The sequence below is a fragment of the Laceyella sediminis genome (assembly GCF_003003125.1).
GTDB lineage: Bacteria > Bacillota > Bacilli > Thermoactinomycetales > Thermoactinomycetaceae > Laceyella > Laceyella tengchongensis.
In genome coordinates this window covers 136618-151509 of record NZ_PVTZ01000008.1, presented here as the reverse complement: position 1 = coordinate 151509, position 14892 = coordinate 136618, and the positions used below count along the sequence as shown (strand labels likewise).

Genomic DNA, 14892 nt, shown 5'->3' with positions numbered 1-14892 from the left:
AGGTGAACCAATTGTTTAAAGATTTGATGGCCCGATTTGGCAAAGGGGCTGCAAAGGTGGATTTGGTACTGAACAGGAATCAATTTCAACTTGGGGATGTGGCTGAAGGGAAATTGGTGATCCAAGGCGGAACGGTCGAACAAAAAATAAACAAGATCGATGTGCGACTGATGGTTGTCATCCGCCATGATGAAACGGAATATGTTCATGCGGTTACATCGATTCCATTTTATGAATCTTTTATCATTCATCCAGGGGAATACAAAGAATTCCCCTTTCAATATCAATTGCCTTATGATCTCTTGATTTCAGGCAATTATGTGACCTACTTTTTCAACACGAAATTGGACATTGCGGGCGGTGTCGATCAAAAGGACCGGGATTACATAGAAATCCTTTGTCCCCACTCTTTACAGCAAGTATTGGATGCATTAAGCCAGTTGGGATTCAGGGAGAAAAATGATTCCCGCAAGTTTAATGGTCATGTGCAGGAATTTGCACTTTTCCCCACTGACTTCTTACAAGGCAAAGCTGAAGAATTGGAATTTGTTGTGGCGATGCAACACGATGGTGTTCGGTTGTTGCTAGAATTGGATCTGTATTCTTTTGGGCATGAAAAAGAGCTGAAACGAGAGGTATTCATCCCCAATCACCTATTGGATTCTGAAGCGGAGTTGGTCAGTGAATTAAAAGGAATTCTAGAGGAAATGGTTGATTATGCGCATACCGGTTATCACCATGAGTCTCATTACGGGCACTCCCATCATGGTCATGGATACCATTCTTCGGGTATGGCTGGGGCCGTTGGGGGATTTGCTGCTGGAGTCATAGGAGCAATGGTAGTTAACGAAATGTTAGATAATGACGACAATGATGATGACGATGGAGGATTGGAAGATTTTTTTGAAGACGATGATTGATTTAACATGCGATGAATAGCCTTTAATGGGTTATTCATCGCTTTTTTGATGATCGTTCGATTTTGAACGGGTGCTTTTTAGGCATAATTACCAGATATAGGGCGAATTGAGACAGGAGGATTAAATTTGGAAGGTTATGGTGTTTTATCCTTACTTTTTTATTGTAGGACTCATCATGATCTTTAGAAAAAGTAAGCCTACATATAAATACACCCTACCCAGTTTTGCTACCTTATCCTGTTCTATTTACCTTTATCGGCAATACTTTTTATTTGAGTCAATGGGTGTTGGATTGTATAACTGGAGCCATTCAAAAATGATTGCTCAGTATCTGCGATCTCATAACTTTTTTTACTTTAGTTTTGTTTGGCTAATGATCATCCTATTTATTGTGGGGATACTTGCTTGATAGAGTCACAGACAGGAAATTTGTCGATTAATCTAGAAAAATACGGGAAATGACATTTATTTCCGGGGGAATACGAGTGTACACCAAACTTTACAGCGCTAGCGTCTTAGGCATTGACGGACGATTGGTTGAAGTAGAAGTGGATATCAGTAACGGCTTGCCGTCGTTTGATATTGTCGGCTTGCCCGATTCGGCGGTGCGAGAAGCCAAAGACCGCGTCCGCGCGGCCATCAAAAACAGTGAAGCCCACTTTCCGTTGCAGCGAATCACCACGAACTTGGCACCGGCTGATGTGAAAAAAGAAGGGTCCGGTTTTGATTTGGCCATCGCCTTGGGGGTGTTGATCGCTAGCGGCCAGTTGACTGCTGATTCGCTTCAGCGCACCCTCTTTATCGGCGAACTGGCTTTGGACGGAAGCTTGCGCCCTTTAAGTGGTGTGTTGGCCATGGTGATGGCGGCCCGGGAAGCGGGAATAGAGGAAGTGGTTCTTCCAGCGGCCAATGCGGCGGAAGGAGCGTTGGTGGACGGCTTGCGGCTGGTTCCGGTTGTTTCATTGGCACAAGCAGTTGCTTATTTCCGAGGGGAGTGGCGACCCACTGGTGGCCCAACTGAGCAAATGTGCGAGGAATCCGTCTTTTCGGTCGACTTCGCCGATGTACAAGGGCAGAGCCATGTGAAACGGGCCATGGAAGTGGCGGCCGCGGGCCAACACAACTTGTTGTTAATCGGTCCGCCTGGCTCGGGCAAAACAATGTTGGCCAGAAGGATTCCCACCATTTTGCCCAAGATGAGTTTGCAAGAGTCGTTGGAAGTGACCAAGATCTGTAGCATTGCAGGATTAATCAAAGAGCGGGGACGGCTGATCACCGAACGCCCTTTTCGTTCACCTCATCACACCATCTCCACTGCTGGCTTGGTGGGCGGGGGAACTGTGCCAAAGCCGGGGGAAGTGAGTTTGGCTCATCGCGGCGTGCTATTCCTCGATGAACTGCCAGAGTTCTCTAAAACCGTGCTGGAAGTGCTTCGCCAGCCCTTGGAAGACCGCGAAGTTACCCTTGGCCGGGCCCGCGCTGTCCTGACATTTCCTGCTGAGCTGATGCTGGTAGCGAGCATGAACCCTTGCCCGTGCGGTTACTTCGGGTACGAAGAAGACCGCTCCTGTACATGTACTCCGCATCAAGTGAGCCGCTACCGTTCTAAAATCTCCGGCCCGTTGCTGGACCGCATTGACATTCACATCGAAGTCCCCAAAGTGGATTTCAAGACATTGAGCGGCGCAGAAACAGGGGAATCCTCGACTGCCATCCGCGACCGGGTCAACCGCGCTCGCGAGCGACAAGCCCGCCGTTTCCAAGGGAAAGAACACAGCACCAACAGCACCATGAGCACGGCCGAAATCCGCGAACATTGCGCCTTAGACAAAGAATCACGCCAATTGATGAAGCAAGCCTTTGACACCCTGGGCTTAAGCGCCCGTGCCCATGATCGCATTTTGAAAGTGGCGCGCACCATCGCCGACCTCGCCGGAGCGGAGCAGATCAGCGCTGCCCACATCGCCGAGGCGATCCGTTACCGGGCGCTGGATCGGAAGTTTTGGGAGTGAGGGGAAGGGTCGGTGGGCGTGCTCACTTGGTTGGTACATGGCCCGAAACAGGTTCCTGCTTTTGATGGTCGTGTCCATAAAGCAGACTCGATGACAGGTGACGGTTAGCTCATGCGAGAGGTGACCGTCATTTGCCATGCTTGCGATGATGGTCTGAACAGGGCATGGAAAAGTGTCTGGTCGGGTTGCCGGTTTTTGAAGCGGAGGGAGTGCAAATCGGATGGAAGTCGCTTAGGTCAAAAAATCCATCTTTGAATATATTGAAACTACCTTTGGTATTGGAACTTTCTCAGAACAGCAGATCGAGCGGGGTTGGCGCAACTTCAAGTGGAAAATGGAAACCAACGAAGGTTCGCTGTTTGTTAAGCAATATACTTATGGCTGTAAACCAATCATTGAACTACCGTTTTCCTGTAGGAGAAAAAGACAAAGGGCTAAGCATACGGAGCGATAACGGTTGCCAAATGATCAGAACCCTGCCAATACCTAATTGTGAGGCTGGCTGGTGCGGATTTAATCGCGAAGTGGTAAAGTACCTTGATCTGGAGCTGAAAAGATGCGTGGTTCAAAACGATCTTGGCGGCTCCTGGCGATCAGGATGTTCCGTTGTCAGCTAGGACAAGCTTGGCAAATCGTGATAACGCGCACCTTTTTATATCTTGCCACTACAATGCTGGTGGTGGAGAAGGCGCGGAAACCTATTACTTTTCAGGAAGTCGCCGCGGAAAACGAGCCGCCGAGTTGATTCATAATCAGGTATTGAAGTCAGGAATTTATAGACGGAACCGGGGGGTGAAGACCGCCAACTTTTTCGTGTTGCGGGAAACCAAGATGCCGGCCGTTCTGGTCGAATATGGTTTTATGGACGATCCCGGCTTGGAAGAGGCAGCTCATATGGTTGATCCCAAAGTGCAAAAGGCGTTTGCTGTGACGACGGCCAAAGGGGTTTGCGAGTATTTTGGGGTGAAGTATGTGCCGGACTCCCCTGATAAACCGAAGCCGATGTATAAGGTGACGGTGGATGGGAAGGAGATTTTTGATACGGCTTATGTGGAGAAAATTGTCGGGGTTGTAAAGCTGGCCATTGGCCGAGCGGAAGAAATTGTAATCAAAAAGAGACAATAATAAAAAGATACCAGGTTAGTTCTACCTGGTATCTTAATTATTAAAATTACCTATATCCATGGAGGTCTTTAAATTAGTGTGATGTATCGTCGTCGTCTCCGCCTCTTTTTGTTTTGGTCAAAAGATTAACATTCATACACATCATCGTCATCACCCTTAAAATTGATTTCTCTTTGCAAGTAGAATAACTCTTTGTTGAACTCGGTGAAATCCTCATTGTTTTTCAGTTTATCATGACATTCGACCAGTTTAAACAACGCATAAAATTCCCGATGCTTATAATTATGCTGGTTGGACAGTTTAAGTGCTTCTTCATAATACGGAATAGCATTTTCTTGGATTGTTGGGACGGCGATTTTTTTCTATCGGCTAAGAATGAAAGTTAAAAAATTCAGTTTATAACGTGTCGATAGAAGTATGAATGGAGGGTTAAATATGGAGGCTCAAAAAACCAAAAAGAGCATTTCTGTACTAAAGTAAACAAAGGGTGATGAAAAAAGGGTAATTCTAATGCCCGATCAAGTGAAACTGTTTTGCCAATCTGGTTATCAAGTGTACGTTGAGACAGGTGCAGGAAACGGGTCGGGCTTTTCAGATAAGGAATACCAAGAAGTCGGCGCGGAGATTGTTTCAACTTCAGAAGCTTGGTCAGCGAGTCCCTTTGTCGTCAAATTTAAGTCGCCTGGTCCTCACGAGTATGATTATTTGCATCCAGATATGAATGTAGGAGCTTTTTTTCACGCGGAAGGAAATCCTGAGTTGACAAAAGTGCTTTGTGATTGTGGAGTGACAGCTTATGCTTTTGAGTTTTTCCGGACGATGGATGGCTTTTTTCCAATGTCTTTTGCCGACAGTGAGATAGAGGGCAAGATGGCTGTACTTAATGGAGCTTATCATTTGCAGAGCCATTTAGGAGGTTCAGGGGTTTTATTGACCGATGTCGTTGGTGTGAAGCCGCCAAAGGTCGTTGTTATCGGCTATGGCACGGCGGGCGGTGCGGCCGTTCGGCTTGCTGTTGCATTAGGTGCGGAAGTCGTTGTTTTGGGAACAAACCAAGAAAAATTACGTCGGTTTCAGGCCACAGTTCCTCCCTCTGTAAGGTGTTTGGTAAATTCACAAAAAGTTTTGGCCAGAGAATTAAATGATGCGGATTTGGTGATTGGTGCAATTCAAATTTCCACCTATGATACGCCACCCATGATAGATGAAGAGTTGGTAAAAATGATGAAGCCTGGCTCGATGATTGTAGATGTAACTTGCGGATATGGTTCGGGTTATCTTCCGACATTCTCCCAGTTTACATCGTTTAACCAACCGGTATACGAACAATTTGGCGTGCTTCATTGCAAAATTGACTTGTTGCCTGCAGCAGTGCCTGCAACAACAACGAGGGCAGTAAGTCCTTTAGTTGCGCCGTATCTTCTTAATTTAGGGGAGAGTATTTTTAATACCAATTTCTTTGATGGGATCTCGGCTGCCGGGAAAATCATTGAAAATGGTAAGATTGTTCATTATGAAGTAGCAAGGCATATGGAAATGGTTGATCAGGAGGGAGCGCAGCATGTCTAAACTCCCAACGATTTTGGATGCAAAAAAAATCACATATCAGGAGCGTGCACAGTTTTATTATGTTGAGTACGACACTAATGTAGATCAACATTTTCTGCAAAGCTTAGTGAGCTCTGATGTCCATTCCATTTTGGAGGTGCCATGTGGCACGGGGCGCAATGTTGCTTAGTTAGCAGAGACCGGTTGCTTTGTTGCCGAAGTGGATATTGAGAAGTCAATGGTTGAAAAAGTAAAAGAGAAAATCGATCAAGCAAATATCTAAGACAGAATGCAAGCAATTGTATCAGATATGAGGGGCTTGAATTTAGAAAGGGAATTTGACTTGGTTCTTGTCCCTCAAGAAGCATTTCAATTGCTTACAAATGAACGTGATGCGATTGAAGCGCTTCTATCGTTTCGTAAGCATCTCTCAATCAATGGAACGATCCTGATAGATCTGGCAACCTATTCACCTCAAACAAAAAGCCAAATTGGGCCCAGCTATTATGACCCGGCTGTTCCCAACGGAAAGTTAGTCAGGGAGTGGACAAGACAATTACCCAATGGACAATCATTAACACGTTCTCGTATTCAACATGAAATGCCTAGTTCCTTGTTTCTCTCTTTTTTCTACGAAATTGAAGGCAACGGCGAAAAAGAAACTTATGTATCAGACATGCTACTAAGAAAATACGATTTAGATCATTTTCAGTCATTGTGCAAGGAAACTGCATTGGAAGTACAAGTAGTATACGGGGATTACGATCGGGATCCCTACACTCCACAGTCGGAGCGAATGGTTTTACTACTTAAGAGGAAGCTGGTATTGAGAGGAGTTTCATTATGAGATCTTCACAATGGAAAAACAAAGTGAAGGTAACGGATTTTCAGTCTGTGCCTTTAAACCCTGAAAGATTGGCTTATTTTCAGGATTACTTCAAGAACTATTACTATGGTGAATTTCGCTTCGGACAAGGGACCGAAAACATTCTTTCGGTCTTGAATGAGTGGGGACATGGGGGAGAGTGGCTTGATCTTGGTGCCGGCCCGTCCACCCTGTTATGGTCAATCCCTTTAAATGGAATAAAGGGAATAGCTTGCAACGACATCTCCGTAGAGGCTTTGAAAGTCCTTGATGATTTTGTTCAAAACGATGAAGTCCCGCCCTGTTATCAAGAAGCACTTAAGTTATTCACCAAGACGGATCGGCATGTCTTGGAAATGAAGATGAAGGTACAAAACTATCTGGTTTTTGATGCAATGAGTAATTGGCCAGCGATTGAGCACATTGGCAAATATGATTTAATTACCGAGTTCGGTACATTTGGGTTGGCTCAAACACCTGAAAAGTTTATAAATTGTTTTGGCCTTCTCAAGAGCTGTTTGAAACCCGGGGGTAGGGTTATTGGCGCAAACTGGACCAGAAGTGCTCATTTAATTGGAAAAGAAGGCCATGACAATTCTTACTTGCACCTGAAGCTAATTGATCATGTCGCGCACCGCCACTCGTATGAGATTCTTCATTTGGAGAAAGTGGATATTGCCGATGATCCTTACTACAACTCGGTGATTGTGTTTGCTTTAAGTCATTGAAATCAAATTTGATGGAGGGATTTTAATGGGAACCTTGGCTAGTTTTTTAATCACTATCTCACCCCTCTTTTCTCGTACTGCTTGTTGAACAACCACAACAATCTTTTCCTCATATGCCGTATCAAAAATCTCCTTCCCATCCACCGTAACCCTATACATTGGCTTCGGTTTGGCTGGTTCCTCCGGTACATACTGTACCCCAAAATACTCGCAGATCCCTTTGGCCGCACTTTGTACTATTTCTAAATGGGGATTAAATCGAATTGTTACTGCAAACAAAATAGGTAATTTACTATCATCTAATTGTTTGCAGTCCCTTTTGAATTGTTATATAATAAAAACGCTTTAAAATGAGTAAAAACAAAACAAAAAGCCCAGCAATTTCAAATACTGGGCTAAATCAATTCGGGTTATAAGTAAAGTGTTTATTCTTCTGGCGGATCAGGCATAAAGTGCAAGCTCATATTAGCACCCCCTATGACCGAAGACAAACTCATTTTATACAAGAGTTCCTTATATTCATGGAACTCTTCCGAGTTTGTTTGTTCATAACAGTACGTCAATTTTACAAGCAATTCGTTATCTTGTAAAGGTAGGCCATTTTTCTTGTGCAACTCAAATGCTTTTTTGTATGGTTCGATAGCCTTATCAAAAAGTTGTTGTTCAAAAAGTAAATCGCCTAAAGCAAAGTAGGCATGGAAAAGACGATAAATATCGTGAGAATTTTTTTCTCCGATTAAGACAGCGTTCTCCAGATTTTTGTGGGCATCGGTCCACTTTTTTTGTGATGTATAAAGTTTACCTAGTTGTGTATACGTCGTAATAAATAGATATTCATCTTTTATTACTTCGTCTTTGTTTTTTAACTCGAGTGCTTGTATATAGTAATTTTCTGCTAAATGAAAGTCATTTAAGCTAGCGTAAATATTGCCTGTTGTAGTAAAAAGCTCAACTAATCTCCCATATGATTCATTAATTATTGCTTTTTCTAGCCCTTTCTTAGCATATTTTAGAGCCTCTTGAAAATGCTCCGATTTAAAGTACAGAATAGCCTTTAACTCGTACATATTTAATTCAATTTCCAAATTTACTATTTGTTGACGTATTGCCCAAAGCTCTTCTATTGCTTTCAAAGCTTCTTCTTTTTGTTGTAGCATGTCAAGATAAAAGGCTTTGCTAAATAATAAGTTGTGGAAAATATGTTGTCGATCTCCATTTTGGTAAAAATCTTGGAGTCCCTTTTTAGTGTAATCAAGGGCTTGGATGATATTGTTTTTAAACTTAAAAGCAATTCTAGCCAAATCTCTATAACATGCCGAGTGTATGTTTGTTTTCTTTATTTCGGGCTCTTTTTCAACTAGTTTCAGGCACTCAAGATAAAGAGTTTCGCTCTTTGGGTAATTCTTTTTCTTTAATTGGAATTTCCCTTGATAGTAGGTCGATAAACAAGTGGATAGATGATCTAGACAAAGAATTTTCTTTAGTTTTTCTTTTGCTGAGTCTAACTCATTAAGTATCAAAGAAGACTCAACAAAGGAAAACTGTTCTTGTTGCGTAATTCTTGATTTATTTTCTTCCCTTAAGAGTTGAGGATATTGAGAGATATCGATTTCTAAAAAGTTGCATAGTTTTTTGATTTTCTCTACACTCACATCATTTTTACCATTTTCCGCATTGCTGATTGTTGTAATTGAGGTGTTGATCTTAGAAGCCAAATACTCTTGATTATATCCCTCGATTTTCCTTTTCTTTTTTATCATTTTCCCTAGTTCGCTTCTTTGAAGAGCATCTAACCCTTCTCCTATCAATTCTGTTTTTTTTGAATTATTCACCAGAACCACCTCGAGAACATAATATAACAGGTTTGATTATTTTTGAAGTTATTTTTGAATTAAATTGAGTACCTAAAATTTAAGTGAGATTTAGTGATTATGACAAAAATTATAGGTACTTGTTCGCCTGTTTTTCTGAATATAAACTTAAATCACCGAGGCGTTGGGGAGGTTAAAAGTTGGATAAAAAACACACAGAATTTCAACATGATGCGACAACAGGTTTTCACAGCTTGGCCGATCAGTTAAATGTAAGTGCTTTTGGTGGAGTTAAAGTCTTTGAAATCCAACTTGGTAATGGGATTAAATGGGAAGTGCCGTTGCGTCGATCTCTTCGATTGAAGGATCAAGAGACCAACAAGCATTATATTGTCGGATGGAACTATGATATTTTCAGAGACTAGATGGAGCGAGTTCATGATTAAATTTTGGCATGACATCATGGGGAAGACAGTTGTCATCATTCATGCTGAGACGCAGGAGAGAAAGGATATCAAAGTAAATTCAGAGTTGATGAAATCCTTTCTAAGCATTTATGAAGTAACCTTGCAGGATTTACAGGTTGTTCACTACGATATTGATTTATTGGGCTTGTTCCGAGAAAACAAAAAAAGAGAGCCGGAAAAAACCGCTCCCTAAAAAAGATTTTGACACTGGTATTATAACACGTACGGTTGGATAGGTGGAGCTTCTGAAAGGAGAAGCTACCTTGATTCGATTTTGGTATGACGAATCAGATCGGAAGTTGCTTATCTTTCATGAACCAAGCGGTAAACAAAAGGCAATGAAATTCGGCAGCAAGGATCTGGCCCGCTTTTTAGAGGCTCACAATGTTACATTGCAAGAATGCAAGAAAGTGAAGCGAGATAAAGATCGATTAGGTTTGTTTAAGCGTTGGAGTTTATGGTTCAAATGATGGAGGGTACAAATGATCGAAAACAAAGCACGTCCTCAGTTTCCTTATTATTCCGCAAATACAGATAAGGAAAATGTGATTTGGCTGTTGCAAGCTGGTCTTCCAATGATTTCTCCTTCATCTGGCAAAGTGGTGCTGGAAATGGTTTATGATGACGGGTGCTGGGAGTACGTACAAGGGCATCATCAATCAGTAGTAAAGGTGTTTGTTGATGAATCTGATGGATAGGGAAGCGTTTATCATGATTGCGAAATCATTGAACTGTAGTGAGCAGGGAATAAAGGAAGCATTGCATTATCAGTATTGGGAATTGTGGAAATCTATGAGAGACATTGCGGAAGCAACTAAGGTTCCTTATGAGACGATTCGTTCATTGATGAAGCAATTCAAAATCCCGACACGTCATAGTACAAGAAGTCGATTTAAAGGACAGAAGAAGAACATGCCAACCAACTTTGGCAAATGTACATCGAAGAAAAAATGACACCTGCTGAGATCGCGATTCAGTTGCAGGTTTCCCCTTCTACAGTCACGACATGGTTCCATAAATACAAAATTCGATTTCGCAAAAAGATGATGGATAAAGAAAAGCGGAACACGGTGCTGTGTGAGTTGTACTTAAAGCAGAAGTGGGATATTCCCCAAATTGCGAATGAGCTGAATGTGACCCCCAGAACGGTTGAGAAGTGGCTAAATAAGTTAGGGATTTCATGTGAATCGAAAAGAAAGAGAAAACAACGATTTATTGAAGAGGAATTGCTTTCAACCATTTACTTTCTGTATTGGAAGAAGGGTATGAGTCTTGAACAAACGGCTCAAGAGATGAAGGTATCTGTCTTTCAGGTTTTCAAATGGATGGAAAAACTGAATATCCCGCGTCGGGGTTGTGGTCGGCCCACAAAAAAGTAAGGGGCATGGTGGAGGGGTTTGCGTGGAAGTGCTGTCGGTAATCTTGATTTTCACTAGTGCTTGTTGTTTTATCTGGCATTACTGGTTCATTGTTTAAAGAATCCAGAGTTAGTAGGTGAGGAGCTATGTCTGATGTATCAAAGTCCTGCTCCTTCGTGGTTGTTGGCGTCCATGTGTTGGCAGTGAATGAAAAGGGGCAAGTGTTGCTTAAACAGATCGGAGATCGTTGGGAAGTTCCTGGTGCTTTGCTTGGCCTGGGGGAAGAACTTGAAGATGCGGCAAGACGTTGCTTCTTTGAAGAAACAGGTTTGGTGATGGGGAGTATGAGACTGGTTGGAGTTTTTTCGGGGCCAAAGTATCGCTTTCAATTCGACGATGAACTAGCCTATCTTGTGACGGCTGTATATGCCACATCGGAAATCTACGGGGAATTCTTTAAAGCCAATCGCATTCAGTATTTTAGCCTGTCGCAAGTTTCAACAGTTGTGGAGAAAGTTCACCTAAATTTTATCGAAACATTCCGTAAACAGTCGTTGCCAGGTGTTTATCAATGAGACTGCTCCCTGAAAATGAACTAAGACAGAAATTACAAGAAGGTTACAGGATGCAAGACCTAACTAAACATTTTCGCTGTTCTACAAACACCATCCAAGTAAATATAGAGCATTATCAGATCTCAAGAAATAATGCTAAAAAGAGAAAGTGTTTATTGGCAAGTAAAAATGATTGGACAAAAAAATGGCCCATGTTCTCTATCATTTGTATTGGGTGGAATTATTGTCCACTACTCAAATTACGAAAAAGTTAGGTACAACACATCCAACTATTTTAAATTGGCTACATTGGTTCAATATTCCGGTTCGCAAAGTAGGAACGAAGTTGAAACAAACGAGTGATTAGTAGTTGTTTTCGCACCAAATTGATTTAAAAGGAGGCATGTATATGTTCAAGGAATGGACTGATTACGAACCGCCTAGTCCGAAGTTTTGATCGGAAATTCAGGTTATTTTGGTGGCCCATCTTGATCTCGTAAGGGGGGTGATTATCAAAATTACTAGTTATTGATGTTGTCGATTTTGTCATGGGATGAAAAAACTTGAAAAGGGTGATGGATATGTTGAAAGCCGTTTTGCAAAATCAGGTTTCCGAAGATACCTTTCGTCTTTATAAAGGTGCAACCGCCGTGTCTTTGACACAAGTCGATGGAACGTACACAGGAACTGCTCCTGATGCTAAGGGAGCATATGATTTGGATGAAGACGAAATGGCTTAGATGCAATGCAATGGCGGGTCTTTGATAGGCCCGCCGCTCCATACTTGATTGATGAGGAGGGTGGTGTCAATGGTTTTACAAAAAAAAGATTTGGTAAGGCTTCGTGAAGAACCATTTGGAAGCTTTATTTACTTTAGAAAAAGCCAAAGTGTTGCCAGGCTCAATCATTTAGAAACCTTGATTGTAAAGTCATTTGAAGTACCGCGAGATAAAAAGCAGGTGGCAAAAGTTATTGCTTCGGAACTTAGCTGTTTACCGTCCCGGGTCGAAGAAATTGTCCAAAACCTGAGTGATAATTTCGTTTTAAAGGAAAAGAAAGGCGATGGTATTCCGTTTTCGGCTGGTGATTGGAGACAGTTGTGCGAAGAGCAAGAAAGGATAGCTATGGAAAAACCTTTCTCATCTCCTGTCTGGATGCATATTCAACCATGGACGATTTGCAATTTGAAATGTGAACATTGCTATTGTTTCGCAAGTCCGCAAGGAGTACCAAGTCATTTGTCTGAGGATGATTGGTATCGATTGATCGATGATTTTGCTGAATTGAACGTTTTTGAAATGTTCATCACTGGTGGCGAAGTGTTTATTGATGAACGCTTTTGGAAATTGTCTGCCTATGCGCGAAAAAAAGATATGGTGATCCGCACTACAACAAATGGTACGTTGATTAAAGAAGATACACCAGATCGACTTGTTGAAGAGCTAGGAATAGATAAAATCCAAGTTTCTTTGGATGGTGCATCACCTGAAACCCATGATGCTTTCAGGGGGAAGTCGGGTGCATTTGTTAAAACTGTCAAGGGAATTCGTCAATTACGATCAAGAATGGATGTTTCGCTTGAGGTAACCATTCACAATAAAAACTTTCATGAGGTTGACCAGATCGTAAGGCTGGCTTCCGAGCTGGGTTGCTGTGAAGTGAAGTTTGTCAATATCTTTCCTACGGGTAGGGGATATGGGGTATTCCATCAATACCAACTATCCTTTGACCAGAAATACTATTTGATTGACAGGTATCAAGTTCTCCAAGATCAGTATCCTCATATTCGCATCAATTATGGAAGCAACTGCAATGATATTACTCAAAAGGATAGTTCTATCTGTACTGCGGGTGTTGTGGGAGCCAATGTAGATGAACGTGGAAACGTTTTGCCTTGTATTATGGGAATATCTATTCCAAGTTTATATGCGGGGAATGTGTTGGAACAACGATTCCCTGACATCTGGTATCATTCGTCGGTGTTAAAGAGAATGCGTCACTTGCCCGATCAGACTGGAGCGAGTTGCGGTTCGTGTAATTGGCGGGTGGAGTGTAAAAGCAGATGTTCTGTGATTGCCCATACTACTGCCCAAGATCCCTGTCATTTATCTCCGGCCAATCCGGTTTCCCATTTCAATAAACCAATTGAGGAGATAAATTCATGAAGGTAATGGTGATCACACCAAGACTAGGGCGATTTACACCCAGAACAGTTAAATTCAATGCCCATACGTCTTATTTATGTAGCTTTTTGGCGTCTAAAGGTTTAGATGTCATTGTACGAGATTGTAATTGGAAGGGATCTGACACGATTCTGGCACTTAACGAAGCAGCAGCTTTAAATGTTGATGGGGTTGTTATTGTCTGCAATAATACGCTGGTCTACGGGAAAAGGCTAAAAAGAATAGTGGATACATGCAGTGAATTGAGACAGGGAAGAAAAGTATCTACTATCTGGCTTACCGGCTATATGGCTACATCTTTTGCTTCAGAGATTATTGAATACTCTCCAGAAGCAGCAGGAATTTGTGATGCGGATGGAATTAGGTGGATTCCCAATGGAATGGACCAGGGAAGAAAAATTGGTGAATTAATTGTTCAGCATTCCCTGTTCAATGATGATCATCCCGGAATTACTGGTTTGGACATGTCCATAGAATTTGAACCGGAAGATCGTCTTTCGTTGCTTTCAAGTAGAAGTTGTAATTCAAAATGCTCTTTTTGTGCATATAACAATGGCCAAGGAGTTAGATGGAAGCCAAGATCAATGTCTGCGGTTATTCGTGATATTGAGTTTGGGTTAAATCTGTTTGGGGATAGGGTCATTACATTCTCAGATAATGATTTTCTTGGAAATAGACGCATTGCTGAGGAACGGATCGAAGAGTTTTGTAAAGGGATTAAGGGGTTAGGGGTGCCGATTAACTACAGTATCAACACTCGAGCCGAATGTCTAACTCCAGCGGCCCTCCGAAGAATGTCAGAAACGGGATTGACCAATATAACTGTGGGATTGGAGTCATTACATCAGAAAACACTAAGTAATGTTTATCACAAAAAGGTAAACTACCGGCATCTACTGACTATTTTAGACGAAGCAGATCGGCTTGGAATTACCATTCTTTTGAGTTACATTTTGTGGCAACCATTTTTAACGGTGGAACAACTTCGTTTTGAAGTCGAACAGCTTATAAGGATTGGTAGATGGAGAGTTCCGCAATTGCTGGTTAATTCATTTGTGAAAGTAGTACCATCAACACCTATGGAAAGGCAACTTGAAGAAAAGGGTATTTTAACATATGGCCTGTTTCAAAGAGGGTGGCACTTTATAAACAAGGATGTTGAGCGTATTTACGAGGATTTAAACCAATGGCACATAAACCAAAAAAGAGATGAATTAGAAAATGCTATTTCAAATCGTGATACATCATCGCTTACAGATGTCTTGGCAACTAGGAAAATAGAAGAACTGGCATTCTTGGTAGATCGATTAAATATATAGTT

At 42.0% G+C, this 14892-nt stretch carries 17 protein-coding genes and 1 pseudogene; 17 read left to right on the top strand and 1 reads right to left on the bottom strand.

Annotated features, from left to right (window positions below; all coding sequences use genetic code 11):
- Window positions 1–11 precede the first annotated feature (11 nt).
- The 8 genes and pseudogenes from CLV36_RS10930 (at window position 12) to CLV36_RS10900 (ending at window position 7198) form a co-directional block, all read left to right on the top strand.
- Window positions 12–920, top strand: coding sequence for a sporulation protein (locus CLV36_RS10930; protein WP_106342701.1), 909 nt, complete (start codon window positions 12–14; stop codon window positions 918–920).
- A 485-nt stretch (window positions 921–1405) separates the two neighbouring features.
- The gene (locus CLV36_RS10920) at window positions 1406–2932 is read left to right on the top strand and encodes a YifB family Mg chelatase-like AAA ATPase (RefSeq protein ID WP_102992784.1); all 1527 of its coding nucleotides are present in this window, start codon (window positions 1406–1408) and stop codon (window positions 2930–2932) included.
- Between the two features lie 576 nt (window positions 2933–3508).
- Complete coding sequence (locus CLV36_RS10915; RefSeq protein ID WP_219904908.1) at window positions 3509–4057, top strand: N-acetylmuramoyl-L-alanine amidase family protein; 549 nt, start codon at window positions 3509–3511, stop codon at window positions 4055–4057.
- 495 nt (window positions 4058–4552) lie between these two features.
- Window positions 4553–4864: pseudogene (locus CLV36_RS17895) on the top strand (alanine dehydrogenase); the annotation flags it as partial.
- A 12-nt stretch (window positions 4865–4876) separates the two neighbouring features.
- Entirely contained in the window at window positions 4877–5626 is a 750-nt protein-coding gene (locus CLV36_RS10910; RefSeq protein WP_342748016.1) for an NAD(P)-dependent oxidoreductase, read from the top strand.
- Window positions 5619–5795 (top strand): hypothetical protein, encoded by a 177-nt coding sequence (locus tag CLV36_RS17350; RefSeq protein ID WP_154987847.1) that lies wholly within the window; start codon window positions 5619–5621, stop codon window positions 5793–5795. Before CLV36_RS10910 ends, CLV36_RS17350 begins: the two co-directional genes overlap by 8 nt.
- A 129-nt stretch (window positions 5796–5924) precedes the next feature.
- Window positions 5925–6452, top strand: a complete 528-nt coding sequence (locus CLV36_RS10905) for a hypothetical protein (RefSeq protein ID WP_146130633.1) — start codon at window positions 5925–5927, stop codon at window positions 6450–6452.
- The gene (locus tag CLV36_RS10900; RefSeq protein WP_106342696.1) at window positions 6449–7198 is read left to right on the top strand and encodes a methyltransferase domain-containing protein; all 750 of its coding nucleotides are present in this window, start codon (window positions 6449–6451) and stop codon (window positions 7196–7198) included. The genes CLV36_RS10905 and CLV36_RS10900 overlap by 4 nt, the downstream gene beginning before the upstream one ends.
- A gap of 425 nt (window positions 7199–7623) precedes the next feature.
- Here the strand turns inward: CLV36_RS10900 and CLV36_RS10890 are convergent, their stop codons facing one another.
- Window positions 7624–9030 carry a helix-turn-helix domain-containing protein gene (locus CLV36_RS10890; protein ID WP_106342694.1) on the bottom strand — a complete coding sequence of 469 codons (1407 nt, stop codon included), beginning with the start codon at window positions 9028–9030 and terminating at the stop codon, window positions 7624–7626.
- A 179-nt stretch (window positions 9031–9209) separates the two neighbouring features.
- Between CLV36_RS10890 and CLV36_RS10885 the strand changes: the two genes are divergently transcribed.
- The 9 genes from CLV36_RS10885 (at window position 9210) to CLV36_RS10840 (ending at window position 14890) form a co-directional block, all read left to right on the top strand.
- Entirely contained in the window at window positions 9210–9434 is a 225-nt protein-coding gene (locus CLV36_RS10885; RefSeq protein WP_106342693.1) for a hypothetical protein, read from the top strand.
- 13 nt (window positions 9435–9447) lie between these two features.
- Window positions 9448–9669 (top strand): hypothetical protein, encoded by a 222-nt coding sequence (locus CLV36_RS10880; protein WP_106342692.1) that lies wholly within the window; start codon window positions 9448–9450, stop codon window positions 9667–9669.
- 70 nt (window positions 9670–9739) lie between these two features.
- Entirely contained in the window at window positions 9740–9946 is a 207-nt protein-coding gene (locus CLV36_RS10875; RefSeq protein ID WP_106342691.1) for a hypothetical protein, read from the top strand.
- Window positions 9947–9958: 12 nt separating this feature from the next.
- The gene (locus CLV36_RS10870) at window positions 9959–10174 is read left to right on the top strand and encodes a hypothetical protein (RefSeq protein ID WP_106342690.1); all 216 of its coding nucleotides are present in this window, start codon (window positions 9959–9961) and stop codon (window positions 10172–10174) included.
- On the top strand, window positions 10158–10430 hold the full coding sequence (locus CLV36_RS10865; protein WP_106342689.1) for a hypothetical protein: 273 nt from the start codon (window positions 10158–10160) through the stop codon (window positions 10428–10430). The genes CLV36_RS10870 and CLV36_RS10865 overlap by 17 nt, the downstream gene beginning before the upstream one ends.
- Before the next feature lie 550 nt (window positions 10431–10980).
- Window positions 10981–11409 (top strand): NUDIX domain-containing protein, encoded by a 429-nt coding sequence (locus tag CLV36_RS10855; protein ID WP_106342687.1) that lies wholly within the window; start codon window positions 10981–10983, stop codon window positions 11407–11409.
- A gap of 542 nt (window positions 11410–11951) precedes the next feature.
- Window positions 11952–12128 (top strand): hypothetical protein, encoded by a 177-nt coding sequence (locus CLV36_RS17345; RefSeq protein WP_154987833.1) that lies wholly within the window; start codon window positions 11952–11954, stop codon window positions 12126–12128.
- Window positions 12129–12197: 69 nt separating this feature from the next.
- Window positions 12198–13553, top strand: a complete 1356-nt coding sequence (locus tag CLV36_RS10845; protein ID WP_181352994.1) for a radical SAM/SPASM domain-containing protein — start codon at window positions 12198–12200, stop codon at window positions 13551–13553.
- Entirely contained in the window at window positions 13550–14890 is a 1341-nt protein-coding gene (locus CLV36_RS10840) for a B12-binding domain-containing radical SAM protein (protein WP_106342684.1), read from the top strand. Before CLV36_RS10845 ends, CLV36_RS10840 begins: the two co-directional genes overlap by 4 nt.
- Window positions 14891–14892 lie beyond the last annotated feature (2 nt).

Coding starts and splice junctions, on each gene's coding strand:
- CLV36_RS10910 (WP_342748016.1), top strand. CDS start 4,877: ATGGATGGCTTTTTTCCAATGTCTTTTGCCGACAGTGAGATAGAGGGC.
- CLV36_RS17350 (WP_154987847.1), top strand. CDS start 5,619: ATGTCTAAACTCCCAACGATTTTGGATGCAAAAAAAATCACATATCAG.
- CLV36_RS10900 (WP_106342696.1), top strand. CDS start 6,449: ATGAGATCTTCACAATGGAAAAACAAAGTGAAGGTAACGGATTTTCAG.
- CLV36_RS10880 (WP_106342692.1), top strand. CDS start 9,448: ATGATTAAATTTTGGCATGACATCATGGGGAAGACAGTTGTCATCATT.
- CLV36_RS10870 (WP_106342690.1), top strand. CDS start 9,959: ATGATCGAAAACAAAGCACGTCCTCAGTTTCCTTATTATTCCGCAAAT.
- CLV36_RS10865 (WP_106342689.1), top strand. CDS start 10,158: ATGAATCTGATGGATAGGGAAGCGTTTATCATGATTGCGAAATCATTG.
- CLV36_RS10855 (WP_106342687.1), top strand. CDS start 10,981: ATGTCTGATGTATCAAAGTCCTGCTCCTTCGTGGTTGTTGGCGTCCAT.
- CLV36_RS10845 (WP_181352994.1), top strand. CDS start 12,198: ATGGTTTTACAAAAAAAAGATTTGGTAAGGCTTCGTGAAGAACCATTT.
- CLV36_RS10840 (WP_106342684.1), top strand. CDS start 13,550: ATGAAGGTAATGGTGATCACACCAAGACTAGGGCGATTTACACCCAGA.